At 39.7% G+C, this 13,411-nt stretch carries 11 protein-coding genes; 4 read left to right on the top strand and 7 right to left on the bottom strand.

From position 1 onward, the window contains the following. Positions 1-218: 218 nt before the first annotated feature. A complete protein-coding gene (gene ymfI, locus BMY66_RS13145) occupies positions 219-950 on the top strand; it encodes an elongation factor P 5-aminopentanone reductase (protein WP_090395454.1) in 732 nt (243 codons plus the stop codon). On the opposite strand, the gene BMY66_RS13140 is transcribed toward ymfI, so the two are convergent. Continuing rightward, positions 951-1,568 carry an Hpt domain-containing protein gene (locus BMY66_RS13140; protein ID WP_090395453.1) on the bottom strand — a complete coding sequence of 206 codons (618 nt, stop codon included), beginning with the start codon at positions 1,566-1,568 and terminating at the stop codon, positions 951-953. It abuts the gene before it with no gap. A 10-nt stretch (positions 1,569-1,578) separates the two neighbouring features. Next, positions 1,579-2,544 (bottom strand): helix-turn-helix transcriptional regulator, encoded by a 966-nt coding sequence (locus BMY66_RS13135; RefSeq protein WP_044936285.1) that lies wholly within the window; start codon positions 2,542-2,544, stop codon positions 1,579-1,581. An 89-nt stretch (positions 2,545-2,633) separates the two neighbouring features. On the opposite strand from BMY66_RS13135, the gene BMY66_RS13130 reads away from it, so the two are divergent. From BMY66_RS13130 to BMY66_RS13120, 3 genes are read left to right on the top strand one after another with little or no spacing between them, the layout of a single operon-like run. Next, a complete protein-coding gene (locus BMY66_RS13130) occupies positions 2,634-4,028 on the top strand; it encodes a MurL-like N-terminal domain-containing (protein ID WP_090395452.1) in 1,395 nt (464 codons plus the stop codon). Next, positions 4,012-5,301: a UDP-N-acetylmuramoyl-L-alanine--D-glutamate ligase gene (gene murD, locus BMY66_RS13125; RefSeq protein WP_090395451.1), complete on the top strand. Its 1,290-nt coding sequence runs from the start codon at positions 4,012-4,014 to the stop codon at positions 5,299-5,301. Before BMY66_RS13130 ends, murD begins: the two co-directional genes overlap by 17 nt. 9 nt (positions 5,302-5,310) lie before the next feature. Then, positions 5,311-5,583, top strand: a complete 273-nt coding sequence (locus BMY66_RS13120; RefSeq protein ID WP_049960317.1) for a hypothetical protein — start codon at positions 5,311-5,313, stop codon at positions 5,581-5,583. Between the two features lie 3 nt (positions 5,584-5,586). Here the strand turns inward: BMY66_RS13120 and BMY66_RS13115 are convergent, their stop codons facing one another. The 5 genes from BMY66_RS13115 to BMY66_RS13090 form a co-directional block, all read right to left on the bottom strand. After that, entirely contained in the window at positions 5,587-8,259 is a 2,673-nt protein-coding gene (locus BMY66_RS13115; RefSeq protein ID WP_090395450.1) for an AAA family ATPase, read from the bottom strand. Continuing rightward, positions 8,256-9,341 carry a metallophosphoesterase family protein gene (locus BMY66_RS13110; protein WP_090395449.1) on the bottom strand — a complete coding sequence of 362 codons (1,086 nt, stop codon included), beginning with the start codon at positions 9,339-9,341 and terminating at the stop codon, positions 8,256-8,258. Before BMY66_RS13110 ends, BMY66_RS13115 begins: the two co-directional genes overlap by 4 nt. 701 nt (positions 9,342-10,042) lie before the next feature. Further along, positions 10,043-11,509 (bottom strand): glycoside hydrolase family 1 protein, encoded by a 1,467-nt coding sequence (locus BMY66_RS13100; protein ID WP_090395447.1) that lies wholly within the window; start codon positions 11,507-11,509, stop codon positions 10,043-10,045. An 18-nt stretch (positions 11,510-11,527) separates the two neighbouring features. Next, positions 11,528-13,141 (bottom strand): phosphoenolpyruvate--protein phosphotransferase, encoded by a 1,614-nt coding sequence (gene ptsP, locus BMY66_RS13095; RefSeq protein WP_090395446.1) that lies wholly within the window; start codon positions 13,139-13,141, stop codon positions 11,528-11,530. A gap of 12 nt (positions 13,142-13,153) precedes the next feature. Continuing rightward, positions 13,154-13,411 carry an HPr family phosphocarrier protein gene (locus BMY66_RS13090; protein WP_090395445.1) on the bottom strand — a complete coding sequence of 86 codons (258 nt, stop codon included), beginning with the start codon at positions 13,409-13,411 and terminating at the stop codon, positions 13,154-13,156.

Genomic DNA, 13,411 nt, shown 5'->3' with positions numbered 1-13,411 from the left:
TTGCGACGTATTTGAAAAACTATAAAACAGATTAGTGACATTCACTAATTTTATATTTGCTAGGAAGTTTTTCATGTAAAAATTATACCAATAGTATTTCATTTTCTCAAGGCTTTTATCTGAAATCTTTCTTAAATAATTATTAATTGTGTATACAACAGTCTCTGGCGTATTGTGTTATACTAAGCACAGATATTACATTGGAAAGGCGTATATTTATGAAGAAAACTGCAATTATCACAGGTGCAAGCCGAGGAATCGGGAAAGCCATTGCTGTAGCCCTTGCTGCAGAAGGATATCATCTGGCATTGTTTTGTCATAACAATATAGAAATGCTGAATCAATTAGCTTCAGATTTAAAAAATGAATATAAAGTCGAGGTATACACTTATCAAGGTGATATTTCTGATAGTAGCTTTGTAATAGATTCTTGCAAGGATGCGCTCGCCAAACTAGGTCAGGTAGATGTGCTTGTTAACAATGCAGGTATCGCTCACATAGGTTTATTAACAGATATGTCTGTGGGCCAGTGGAACACAATGGTTAACACAAATCTTTCACCATTGTTTTACACAGCAAAAGCTGTGGTTCCTTCAATGGTTAATAAAAAGTCAGGAAATATTATCAACATCAGCTCAATGTGGGGCACCGTTGGAGCCAGCTGCGAAGTTGCTTATTCTGCTACAAAAGGTGGAGTCAATTCCTTTACAAAAGCTTTAGCAAAGGAGCTTGCTCCAAACAATATTTCCGTCAATGCCATCACCTGTGGTGTGGTGGATACAGATATGAACGGAATGCTATCAGCCGATGAAAAAGCTGAACTTGCTGAAGAAATTCCTATCGGCCGTTTCTGCCAGCCCGAAGAAATTGCTGAGACAGTTCTTAGCATAATAAAAGCCCCATCATACATGACAGGGCAAATTATTGGTGTGGACGGTGGCTATATTTAATTATTCCGCCAACAATATTTCGATTTTATCCCAATCCATTCTTCGAAGTTGCTTGTTTATTTCTGCAACCCGCTTTTGAGCCTGGATTGGGAGTTTATATTTATCCAATTCCTCTAAGATCATCTCAACAGCATCGTAATCCATCATTGGACTCACTTCTTTTAATGCTGCAAAAGCTTCCTTTAATTCCTCATCAGATATAGGCTTCTTGTTTGCTTTTTGCTGCTGTTTCCAGGACATGTATGGAAACAAACGTGTTTTATAGCTAACGTAAAGCTTTATAAAATCATCTAGATTGGCCTTTATATATCCTTTGTCATTGGCCTTTCCAGCCATTTCCAATCCAAGCGCCATCTCTGATAATTGCTTAGCTCCAATCATTCTGGCAGATGTTTTTAATGCATGTGCCTTGATTGTAAAATACTCGATATCACCATTTTGAAATGCATCAAGAAGCTCCGCCTGCTTCCCGTCTATATCGTAATAGAATGCCTCCAAAAACTTATCAAATTCTCTAACACTACCGCAGAACTTCAATCCACTTTCGATTGATAGTCCTTCTACTTCTGACAGCCCCTTTAATTCTGTCGGAAGACTCCCTTCTGTAATACTTCCCATTATTCTACCCCTATTTATCTATTATTGCTTTTATATAATCCTTAAACTTCCTTTCTTCCTCCTCCGGAAAACATATCGTTGCCCCTATTCCTGTAAGCCAACCGTACAATTGAGGTGAAACCGCAACTGATATACGAGCTCTAACCAAATCTTCTCCTTCTGCTCGAATATCAATATCCGCACCAAATTTATCCAGCACAACGCCAATCAATCTTTTATCAAATCTGATGGTTACCACTCTTTCATCACCTGCAAACATACTGATGTGTTGCTTTGCGTATTCGTGAGGATTAAGAGCACCGCGCTGTTTATCACCGCTTCTTTCCTCTTCAAGCATCTCGGCAGATATTATTTTATCTACGCGATAGTGCCTTATCTGCTGGCTATCATCATCGTATGCTACAAGATAGTAGTTTTCATCATTTCTAAGAAGAAATGCCGGGCTTACAACATAAATTTTGCCACCGTGCCTAGGCTTCATCTCCTTTGTGAGAGTCCAGTCCTGATATTTAAAAGACATTTTTTTATTATTATCAAGGCACTGGTAAATCACATCAATAGAATAGAAAATCTTTTCATTTCCTGTGGACCTTTTCTCTGGCACAACAACCTGACGAGTCAACTGAGTAGCTTCATCCATACTGGCCAGCGTGGTTATCTTTTCCACAAGTTCCTTTGTTTTCTTTTGCGATATGAACTTTGATGCACCTACCGCATCCACAAGTAGTTTGAGTTCCGCAAGCTCAAATACTCGTGAGCCTATGTAATAGCCTTTGTCCCCTTTTACCACATCAACACCGGCTTCCATAAGCGTAGCCATGTCTTTATAGACCGTTTTTCGCTCTGCCGAAATTCCTCTCGCCTCAAGACGTCTTGTCATTTCGATAGCGTTAATCTGGTGTTGCTCATCACTTTCATTCATGAGGATTTGGTATTCGTTTAGAATTTTATACTTCTGTCCTCCAACGTGTGGCATAACGTCTCCTTAACTATTTTTTATTAAAGTATTATGATATATTATATATTTGATTATAAAAGATTTATAGAATGTTTCAAAGGAATTATATGAGTAGAACAGATTTTTATAAAAAATGCAGATTAGATTATCCTACCTTTACTTATCAGGGATATTCGTACGATTTAAATGACGAAGGCATTAGCATGACCTTTGATTTTTCAATTGATGGATTATCAGAGTTTCATCCAACCTGGTTCATACCTCGCATCAACGCTGTAGATTCTATTGACGAATCACTTATTGATGATATGGTATTCTCCCTTGGTATGGTAGAGCTTATTAGCTATTGGAAAATAGCTTGCCCTCCTACCGTTATTATCAAAGATAGAAAGCTTACAGACCAGCAGATTAGCTGGTGGAAGAAGCTATATTTTAATGGGCTTGGTGAATTCTACTACACAAACGGAATTGATGAAGATTTTGACGCCTTCATGACAGTTAAATGTGAAAGCGACAAGACAACTCGACAGTTTGCCCCAGTAGATATACCTACAGCTTCTGCTAATAAAAAGCCAAAGGTTCTTATACCTGTAGGCGGCGGCAAGGACAGTGTTGTTTCTATTGAATTACTCAAAGAACATGCCGATATCAATTGCTATGTTATTAATTCACGAGGCGCCACTGACGCCACTGTTGAGGTTGCAAATCTCACAGACAAAACAATCTACGCAAAGCGTACTTTAGATAAAAACATGCTTGATTTAAACAAGCAGGGATTCTTAAACGGTCACACACCATTTTCTGCCTTAGTTGCTTTTTCTAGCATCATCGCAGGATACCTTAACGGATTAAGCTTTGTTGCTCTTTCAAATGAGGGAAGTGCCAATGAGTCCACAGTATTGAACAGCTATGTAAACCATCAGTATTCTAAGAGCTTCGAGTTTGAAGCTGATTTTAGAAGCTACGAAAAAAATTATATCGGTTCTGGTGTATTTTATTTCAGCTTCCTTCGTCCACTTTCAGAGCTTCAGATTGCCATGCTGTTTTCTCGTTTCAAAAAATACCATGGCATTTTCAAGAGCTGTAATGTAGGAAGTAAGCAGGATATCTGGTGCGGACATTGCCCTAAATGCTTATTTGTTTATATCATCCTTTCTCCTTATCTTTCAGTTGAGGAATTGGATGCAATATTTGGAAAGCGCTTATTTGAGGATGAAACCTTAATGGAAGATTTTGATAAGCTTTGCGGCATTCTTCCAGAAAAGCCATTTGAATGTGTCGGAAGTCGTGACGAGGTAAATGCATCTGTTACTGAAGCAATCAGCAAATACGCGGCTCGTCAAATGCCTCTTCCTGTACTACTTAAGCACTATCAGGATGAAGCTGTTGTTCCAGCTATTCCATTTGCAAAATATATAAAGCAATATTCAACAGAACATGCTTTAAATGAATACTTTGAAAAAATAATCAAGGACGCTCTTAATAATGAAAGAAACAATTAGAAATTTAATCAAAGACAAAAAAGTTTTAATTCTCGGATATGGACGAGAAGGACAATCAAGCTTTCGTATGATTAGCTCTGTAGGCGGATACCAGGTGCTTGATATTGCCGATGCAAACGCTGTTAGTTCCGATTTAACAGCAAGCCACAAGGTTATTACAGGTGCTAATTACCTTGACTGCCTTGATGAATATGATGTTGTTTTCAAAAGTCCAGGAATTGTTCTTCCTAAGGATATTAAGGAATACAACTGCCATATTACCTGCCAGGCCGACCTGTTCTTACAGGTTTATGGTGCTCAGACAATAGGAATTACAGGAACTAAGGGAAAATCCACAACATCTTCACTTTTATATCATATACTTAAGGAGTGCGGTAAGGATGTTCTCTTCGGAGGAAATATCGGATTACCAATTTTCGATATCACTGATCAGATTCATCCTCGTACCATTATCGTATTTGAGCTTTCTTGCCACCAGCTTGAATATGCTCACTATTCACCATCAAAGGCAATCCTTTTAAATCTTTATGAGGACCACCTGGATCATTACGGAACAGTCGAAAAATACTGGAATGCAAAGAAAAACATTTATAGAAATCAAGGTTATTGCGATTTCCTTTTCTGCAATCCAGAGTTTTTACCAGCTCCTGGTGAATGCAAAGCTACTGTTATCAAGGTTAAATCTGCCGATTTACCATTCAACTCATTTGACGAGATTGAAGGCGTAACACTCCGCGGTACACACAATCTTTTCAATACCGCCTTTGTTTACGATATCTGCAGAAGATATGACATTACCGATGATGAGTTCAAGAAGGCATTAGCTTCTTTCAAGACTTTGGCTCATCGTTTACAGTTCCTCGGTTCTTTAGATGGCGTTGATTACTACGATGATTCAATCTCTACAACAGTAGAATCTGCTATTAGTGCAATTAAAGCCATTCCAAATGCTGGCACAATTCTTCTCGGAGGAATGGACAGAGGTATCGACTACGATCCTTTGGTTGATTTCTTACAGACACGCAGCTTAGAGCATATTATTTTAATGTATGATAGCGGAAAAGTTATTTTAGAAAAGCTTAAAGCAGCTACAAACGATGAGTTCATGACTCATGTACACTACATAGAAGAACTTGCAGATGCTTGCACCTATGTTAAAGAAAACGCATCTAAGGGTACTGCTGTTATTCTTTCTCCAGCTTCGGCAAGCTATGGTCACTTCAAGAATTTTGAGCAGAGAGGCGATTTCTTTAAAGAACATATTGGACTATGAGGATAAAGTATGAGTAATACACGATATTCTTTTTTGAATGATGAAGGTCCTGCAGTAAAACACTGTTCTAAATGTGGTAGACGTATACCACTTAGCTCGCCTTATGACCAGTGCAAAGAATGCATGAAAAAAGAACTCTTTCCAAAGGTGAAAGAGTTCATTAATGAAAACTATGATGTCAACGAAATGATTGTTGCTCAAGAGTTTGGTATCGACCGAAGTATCATCCATGAGTGGGTCCGTGATGGTCACTTGGAATATAAAACACGTCCACAACTGTAGAATTTATATTCTACTGTCGTGGCATGTGAAATATACTGTTTGTCGTTCGTCGGCAATTTTATGAAGGAGTTTTAACGACTCCTTTATTTTTTTGTCATCAAGATTTGTAAATGGATCATCCAAAATAAGAATTGGCTTCTCATCTGGATAAAGCACGTCAACAAGAGCAAGTCTGGAACAAAGCGCTACCAAATCCTGGTATCCTTGAGATAGGTATTCCGCGCTTTTGGTGCTTCCCGAGTATGCCAGCTTTATATTTAAATCCATATCAAGCTCGAAGTCTTCAATGGCATAGCCTGACTTTGTAGCCTCTGGACCATTAATCAAGCTAAGATATTTATGAAGTCCATTTTGAAGTGGTTGCATATACTTTGACTGGAAGCTCTCCCTGGCTCTTTGAAGGAAATCCTCTGTCTTTGTAAGTAACTCTGCGTTCTTTTTGAACTCCTTTTCCTTTACCTCAAGACGTTCTATTTGCTCAGAAATATCGCTTAATCTTTCAACATCCTCAAGTGCCTGCGCAAGATTATCTTTCTCCTGCATAATCTGTCTATTGAGCTCCATAATCTGCTCATCCAAAATATTCTGCTTTTGTTGAAGATCATCCACTGACTGAACCTGCTCATTCACATCGTACATTTCCTCAAATTTGGCTATTTCTTCCTTGAGGTTGTCTACACGCTCTTTTATTGCAGTGTATGCACGTTTTTTAATGCTGATGCTTTGAATCTGTTCAAGGCGCTCAAGTGATTTATCAATCGGATATCTTGAAAGAATATTGTTGATATCCTCAGTCATGGTTTTGATAGAGCTTTCATGACTGTCTATCTCTTCTTGCTCCTCAAGATATTTTGCATACTTTTCAGCATCCTTTTTGAGCTGAGCAAGGAATTCGTACTCTCCACCCATTTCGTAGAGATTGATTCCATACCATGTGGCAAAAGGCTGAATCTTTGTGTATAGCTCCAGCTGCAAATCTGCAAGCTCATCAAGTGTACCTTCTGCTTCCTGATGTCTTGATTTTTCTTCTTCAAGAAGATGTCGGTACTGATCCAGCTTTCTACGAATTTCGTATACATTTTCCTGCATGGTATCAGCTCTGGTAAGAAGGAAGTGAGACAGAAATTCTGAGCACTCTTCCTGTAATTCTCTAAGCTCTAATGTGCTGAGTTCAAGAGCATCCTCTTCTTCCGATACACGCTCCTCGTATTCTGCAGCCTGTTTCATTTTATTCTTGTGGGTACGTCTTCCGCTGATTGAAAGAATAACCACATCCACAATGATGGCCACAAAGCTGACTATTTCTACAATTCTTCCAACTACATCTGTCAGATAGTTGCTAAACACAACACCTGTCATAATAAAGATAGCTAAGAAGATTGTACCGATAATATGCCAAACACTAACTGTATTTTTCTTGTTGAGCTTTTCATTTGCTTCCTGCTCTGCTCTAATGGTGATAAGTCTCTCGTTGCTTTGACTCACCCTTGCCTCAAGACCAGTAATCAAAGTAGTCTGGCGTTCTATATGAGAAAGCTGTTCGTCGGTAGGCTCCATTTTATCGAAGAAGAACTTAAGCTCTGTAAGCTGCTTGTTGGATTCCTCTGATAGTTTTGAGTGCTCTGCCTTAGCACGAAGCTCAGAAAGATTCGATGCCATTTTGTTCCACATAGCAAATTCAGTATCATCTGGAATTCGCTCTGTAAATGGCTTATCAAAAACTGGAGTCTCTCGGCTTCTATCCTCTGACAATCCTCTAAGGGCACGCTCGTGAACAGCCAAATCTCGCTCGGTCTGCTCAAGCATGATAATTTCATCATCGCTAGGAAGCCCTGATTTAAAGAATTCTTCCAGCTCAGATAGCTTTCCAAGCTCGCTATCAAGGTTTTCTTTATGAATCTTGTATGCGCCAAGCTCCTGCTCTTTTTTACTTTGAAGCTGGATTGTCTCAGCTAGCTTTACTTTCTCTGCATTGAGCTGATTAAGGTTGCCCTGCTTTTCTTCTACCAAGCAGCTCATAGCCTCAACGCTTTCCTCTATAGCTGGAAGTTTTTCGTATTCTTCCTTACATTTGTTTATTTCGTTTTTTACACCGTAAAGCTTGCCCGGGTTGATTTTACTATTTCTAGTGTATTCAACTCTTGCATCCTTTACGCTCTTTAAGGCTACATCAAAGTTGCTGATATCGTCTCTGGCAGCAGTGAGATTTCCCATTTTTGCATTGAGAGAATCTGTCATCCCTGTTCCTAAAGAAAGCTGTGGAATATACACGCTCTTCTCGAATGAATCTCTATCTACTCGAAACAGTTCTTCACCAATATCCTCAGTGTAGTCGTTTGATAAAAGCCCTGTCACATCATCGTAAAGAGCAAATGTGTCATCCTTATCTGTCTTGCCAAAGGTTCGCTCAATTCGGTATCTACGGTCCTTTGCAGTAAAGACGATATTTCCTCCACAAAGGCTACCATCCCATGGAAGATAATGGTTTCTTTCCAGAAGCTTTTTCTTGGTATTTGGAGAATATTCCAATCCATAAAACATGGCCTTGATGAACACTGAAAATGTGGTCTTTCCCCATCCATTTTCCTGAAGTATTGGATTGAAACCTTCATCAAAATCGTATTTAAATTCTGTAATCTTGCCAAAGTGGGCAATATAGCATGATACTAATTTCATTCAATATCCTCCCCCATAATGGCTCTAATTCCTAGTTCGATAATCTTGGCTTTCTCCTCTTCATCCATATCCTGTGCCTGAACAAGTCGAACGAATTCGCCCTTCAAGCTCTTGTCATATTTGAAGCTGTCGTAATCAACTAATGTCTTTGTTCTGTCATAGCATTTTACGAAGAAGTATTTATTCTCAAAGAGGCGAACGAAGCGCACAATATCAAGCTCATCATCCAGCTCACGCTCACCAGTAATAACAAACTTGATAAGGTCCTGATCATCCACATCGACCAACAGCTCTTTTGCCTTTGCCACAGTATCCTGCAATGACATATCAGCTGTAACCTCAACCTGAATCTCATGAAGTCTTCTAAGAGCAAAAGGAATAAACTCTGATGTGATTTGACCATCGTTTATCTCCATCAAAACAAAGCCCTTATCTCCGGTCTCATCGAAGCCACGGCCCTCCAGACATCCTGGATAACAATACACTCCTCTGTCATCCAACTGCTCATAAATGTATTTATGCACATGGCCAAGAGCAAGATAATCAATAAACTTGCCCTTCAAAGCAGTGGTATTGATAATCTCAGCACCATCCCTGCCATCATAATCAGACTGCTGCCCGTGCAACATAACGATATTAGTATTAGCAGAATCAAGCACCAAACGCTGAGCCATAGTTACAACGTTTGTAGAGTTAATCTCCATACCAGTAATCACAACATCATCAAGCTCATAACTGGTCCATCCATCATCTGTAAACATATGGAAATTAGAAGGTATCTCATCTATACCCTCTTCCATAAAGTCGCATCTATCATGGTTGCCCTTCAGATAATAAAACTCAATCTGAGGATTATTTACTATCTGCTCAACAACTCTTCTTTTAACTTCTTTTCTAATGTGGATTTTATCGAATAAATCTCCGGCAATAAGAATAGCACGCACCTGATTATCAAGAGCGTACTCTACCATACGTTCAAATGTCTCAATCAACTCTGAACGTCTAAGAAGCGCCTGGTCTTTATCAAGATTGCTTTCCATCTTGGAGTCTAAGTGCAGGTCTGCACAATGAATAATTCGCATACAATCTCCCTAACAATTTCTCCCTTATTCTTGCCTATAATTCTAGCACATCTCCCGCCCCCGTAACATCTTCTTTTTTCACCAAAAAGTAACGGCACCCACTATTCACTTTTTCATAGGGCCGGGCTCCCCCACCGTGGTACGGGCGCTGGCACTGCCCTGTGGAGACGATTTCGCGAATATTATAGTTTTTCTTAGCACAAAAGGAGCCCACACTGCTGGTGTCTTATTGCGGGATGAACTTTTTCTGAATCTGTATAAGCTAGGACGGACACTTTTAAACTATAAATATGGATTTTCAAAGCTATGGTACCTTGGGCTCATATTACATTCGTTAAGTAGAACTAAAAAAGAGATATTTGTATGTATGAGCACCGTGGCACATTCAACGTCCTGTTTCAAGTGACCACTGCTGCCGCCGTCCTAGCGGCAGCTGCTCATCCATATCAAATATCTCTTTTTGTTCTACTAAACTTATTCCAAAATCGCCCAAAGGTTACCATAGTTTTGAAAACCCATATATACGCCATGAACAGTGTGTCCGTCCACAGATATACAGATTCAGAAAATGTACAGACCTGCAAAAGACGACAGCTAACAAGTGCGGGCTCCTTGTGCTTTAGAAAAACATAATATTCATGCGATGTCTCCACAGGGCAGTGCCAGCGCCCGTACCACAGTGGGGGAGCCCGGCCATTTTACTAGTCTAAGTGGGTGCCGTTACTTTCGATGACTTTCTTGTACCAGAAGAAGGAGTCTTTGCGGCTGCGGGCCATGGTTCCGTTGCCTTCGTCGTCCATGTCTACGTAGATGAATCCATAGCGCTTGCGCATTTCACCTGTGCCGGCAGATACTACGTCGATGCAGCCCCAGGTTGTGTAGCCAATCAGGTCTACGCCGTTGTCGATGGCGTTTGACATTGCCTGGATGTGTGGACGATAGTAGTCAATTCGGTAGTCATCGTGGATGCTTCCGTCGGCTTCTACTGTATCGTAGGCACCAAGTCCGTTTTCTACAACCATGAGTGGGATCTGATATCTGTCGTAGATTGTTTCAAGGTAGTACTGTAAGCCTGTAGCGTCGGTAGCCCAGCCCCAGTCGCTGTACTGAAGGTACTCATTTTTTGCACCAGCTGAGAAGTTGCCGCCTACCTTTTCCTTTACCTCATGTGTAGTTACAAGCTGTGACATGTAGTAAGAGAATGTGTACATATCAACAGTGCCTCTCTTGAGGTCAGCCAAGTCTTCTTCTGTGATATCGAGATTTACATTGTGCTCTTTCCAAAGACGTTTTGCATATGTGCCGTATTCGCCTTTGCATTGAACATCTCCACAGTAGAATATATTTCTCTCCCATGCATGACGATTTGCAAGTATGTCGTTTGGGTCGCATGTTGCAGGATACCATGTGATACCACAAATCATGCAGCCGATTCTGTTTGTTGGATCGATGGCGTGTCCTATCTGAACTGCCTTTGCAGATGCAACAAACTGATAGTGTAAATGCTGATATGAATCCTGGAAGTCCTTGTCCGATGGGTTGCCCATCATATCAAGGAACTGGATTGTATTGTTGATTTCGTTGAATGTAAGCCAGTTGTGAACTAAGCCTTTGAATTCTGTGAAGCAGGTTGTTACATAGCGAACAAAAAGCTCGATTGTATCACGATTCTTCCAGTCACCTAAGTTTTGCTCTATATATAAAGGTGTATCAAAATGCCATAGTGTAACAAGTGGTTCAATTCCGTGTGTCTTTAACTCTGTAAAAAGATTTCTGTAGAATTCAACTCCTTCTTTGTTTGGCTCTTTCTCCAATCCGGTAGGATAAAGTCTTGACCATGAAATGGAAGTTCTAAACTGCTTAAATCCCATTTCTGCCATAAGTGCAACATCCTCTTTGTAGTGATGGTAGCCATCAACTGCGTTATGATTTGGATAGTGGTAATCCTCTAAAACTGCAAATTTTGCACCTTCTGGAATTTTACCAAATTGCATTACCTTTCCAGGATTGCCATCCTTGTCTATGTATGTGATATATCTAGGTGTGTTTACTGTACCGCCTGTTGTAACGTCTGTCTTTGCAGGGCCTCTTCCATCTACATCCCAGGCGCCTTCCCACTGGTTTGCTGCTACAGCACCGCCCCATAAAAAGTCCTTTGGAAATGACATATTTAAATCCTCCAAGTATTAATCCATATTTCTAATTGCTTCCCTAACTGGAAGTACCATTGCAGGGCTGACTGATAATTCGTCAAATCCCATTTCAACAAAAGTTTTTGTAAGTTCCAGGTCAGCACCTAGTTCTCCACAAATGCCAACCCAACAATCACTCTTATGCCCATTATCCACAATCATTTTCAACATCTTCAAAATTGCTGGATGATGTGGATTATAGAAGTTTTCCAAGCGCTGATTCTGTCTGTCAATGGCAAGTGTATACTGAGTTAAGTCATTGGTTCCTATAGAGAAGAAATCAACCTCTTTTCCAATTTCCTCACTCATCATTACAGCTGCTGGTGTTTCAATCATTACCCCCAGCTCTACATCCTTATACTGAATTCCATCTTCATCCAGTTCACGCTTTACCTCTGCTACTATTTCCTTTATTCGCTTAACTTCATCAACAGAGATAATCATTGGAAACATAATTGATATATTTCCATAGTAGCTTGCTCTGTACAAAGCTCTCAGCTGAGTTTTGAAAACATCTGGGCGTTCCAGACAAATTCTAATAGCTCTAAATCCAAGAGCAGGATTATCCTCATGTCCTAAATCAAAATAATCTACCTGCTTGTCCGCACCAATGTCTAGTGTTCGGATTATAACCTTTTTACCGGCCATTGTTTCTGCTACCTGACGATAGATTTTAAACTGCTCCTCCTCTGTAGGATAACTATCTGATTTCAAATAAATAAACTCACTTCTGAAAAGACCAATGCCTTCTGCGCCATTTACAAGAACAGAATTTAAATCACCGATACTACCAATGTTTGCATACAGATTTACTTTTCTGCCACTCTTAGTAACAGTGTCTTTATTCCTCAGCTCTTTAAGCAATTCCTTCTGACGTCTGTTCTGCTCGCGAACCTTTTCGTAGTTTTCTAATGTCTCCTTATCAGGTTCAACAATCATTAAGCCTTCAGTACCATCAACTATTGCTTCTTTTCCATATAAATCCTCAGATACTTCTGCTGCACCAACAAGAGCAGGTATTCCCATTGTTCTTGCAAGAATAGCTGTATGAGAATTTTCAGATCCAAGCTTTGTTACAAAAGCTAGAATTTTGTCCTTATCCATCTGAACAGTTTCACTTGGAGATAAATCCTCTGCAACAACAATTACAGGCTCATCAAAGTTTGTCTCACCTGATTGATTTCCAAGCAGAATTGAGATTACTCGCTCTGCAATATCTTTTACATCTGCAGCTCTTGCCTTGAAATAATCATCATCCATATTTGCAAACATATCCGCAAAGTTATCACCAGTCTGAGCTGTTGCATACTCCGCATTTACGTTTTGAGTTTTTATCATGTTCTCAATTGAATCGCTAAACTCGTCCTCAAGCATCATGATATGAACATTGAAAATTTCAGCTTCTTCCTCTGATGCAATCTTTTTTGTTTTCTCGTACAAAGCAGTAAGCTGGGAAATTGCCTCTTCCCTTGCATCCAAATATCTTTGCCACTCTGCATCTGTATCTGTGATTTTTGTTCTTGTTACTATATTTTCTTTTTTTGCGTAAAAATATATCTTTCCAATGGCAACACCATTGAAGACTTTCTTTCCAGTGAGTTTTTTCATAATCATTACTTCCTACAAATTGTTTTTGAAATATTCTTCAAGCTTAACCAAGGTGTCAGCCTCTGTCTCTCCCTCAACCTGTACAGTAACTTCCTCCCCTTGCTTTGCACCAAGTGACAATAATCCCATTAGCTTCTTTGCATCGGCGCTCTTTTCGCCTTTAACTATTGTGATTTTATCTGCATGGCTCTTTGCCTCTGTAACCAAAAGGCTAGCTGGTCTTGCATGAATTCCTACTTCATCTGTGATTGTATAATTGAAACTTACCAT

The organism is Pseudobutyrivibrio sp. C4 (assembly GCF_900111635.1).
Taxonomy (GTDB): domain Bacteria; phylum Bacillota; class Clostridia; order Lachnospirales; family Lachnospiraceae; genus Pseudobutyrivibrio; species Pseudobutyrivibrio ruminis.
The sequence above is the reverse complement of the archived record's forward strand: the minus strand, read 5'-3'. Positions and strand labels throughout refer to the sequence as shown.

Bases quoted from the DNA above. Each gene is read 5' to 3' on its own strand.
- ptsP (WP_090395446.1), bottom strand. From the start codon at position 13,141: ATGAAAAAACTCACTGGAAAGAAAGTCTTCAATGGTGTTGCCATTGGA.
- BMY66_RS13140 (WP_090395453.1), bottom strand. From the start codon at position 1,568: ATGGGAAGTATTACAGAAGGGAGTCTTCCGACAGAATTAAAGGGGCTG.
- BMY66_RS13110 (WP_090395449.1), bottom strand. From the start codon at position 9,341: ATGCGAATTATTCATTGTGCAGACCTGCACTTAGACTCCAAGATGGAA.
- BMY66_RS13135 (WP_044936285.1), bottom strand. From the start codon at position 2,544: ATGCCACACGTTGGAGGACAGAAGTATAAAATTCTAAACGAATACCAA.
- BMY66_RS13090 (WP_090395445.1), bottom strand. From the start codon at position 13,411: ATGGTAAGTTTCAATTATACAATCACAGATGAAGTAGGAATTCATGCA.
- BMY66_RS13115 (WP_090395450.1), bottom strand. From the start codon at position 8,259: ATGAAATTAGTATCATGCTATATTGCCCACTTTGGCAAGATTACAGAA.
- BMY66_RS13100 (WP_090395447.1), bottom strand. From the start codon at position 11,509: ATGTCATTTCCAAAGGACTTTTTATGGGGCGGTGCTGTAGCAGCAAAC.
- BMY66_RS13120 (WP_049960317.1), top strand. From the start codon at position 5,311: ATGAGTAATACACGATATTCTTTTTTGAATGATGAAGGTCCTGCAGTA.
- murD (WP_090395451.1), top strand. From the start codon at position 4,012: ATGAAAGAAACAATTAGAAATTTAATCAAAGACAAAAAAGTTTTAATT.
- BMY66_RS13130 (WP_090395452.1), top strand. From the start codon at position 2,634: ATGAGTAGAACAGATTTTTATAAAAAATGCAGATTAGATTATCCTACC.
- ymfI (WP_090395454.1), top strand. From the start codon at position 219: ATGAAGAAAACTGCAATTATCACAGGTGCAAGCCGAGGAATCGGGAAA.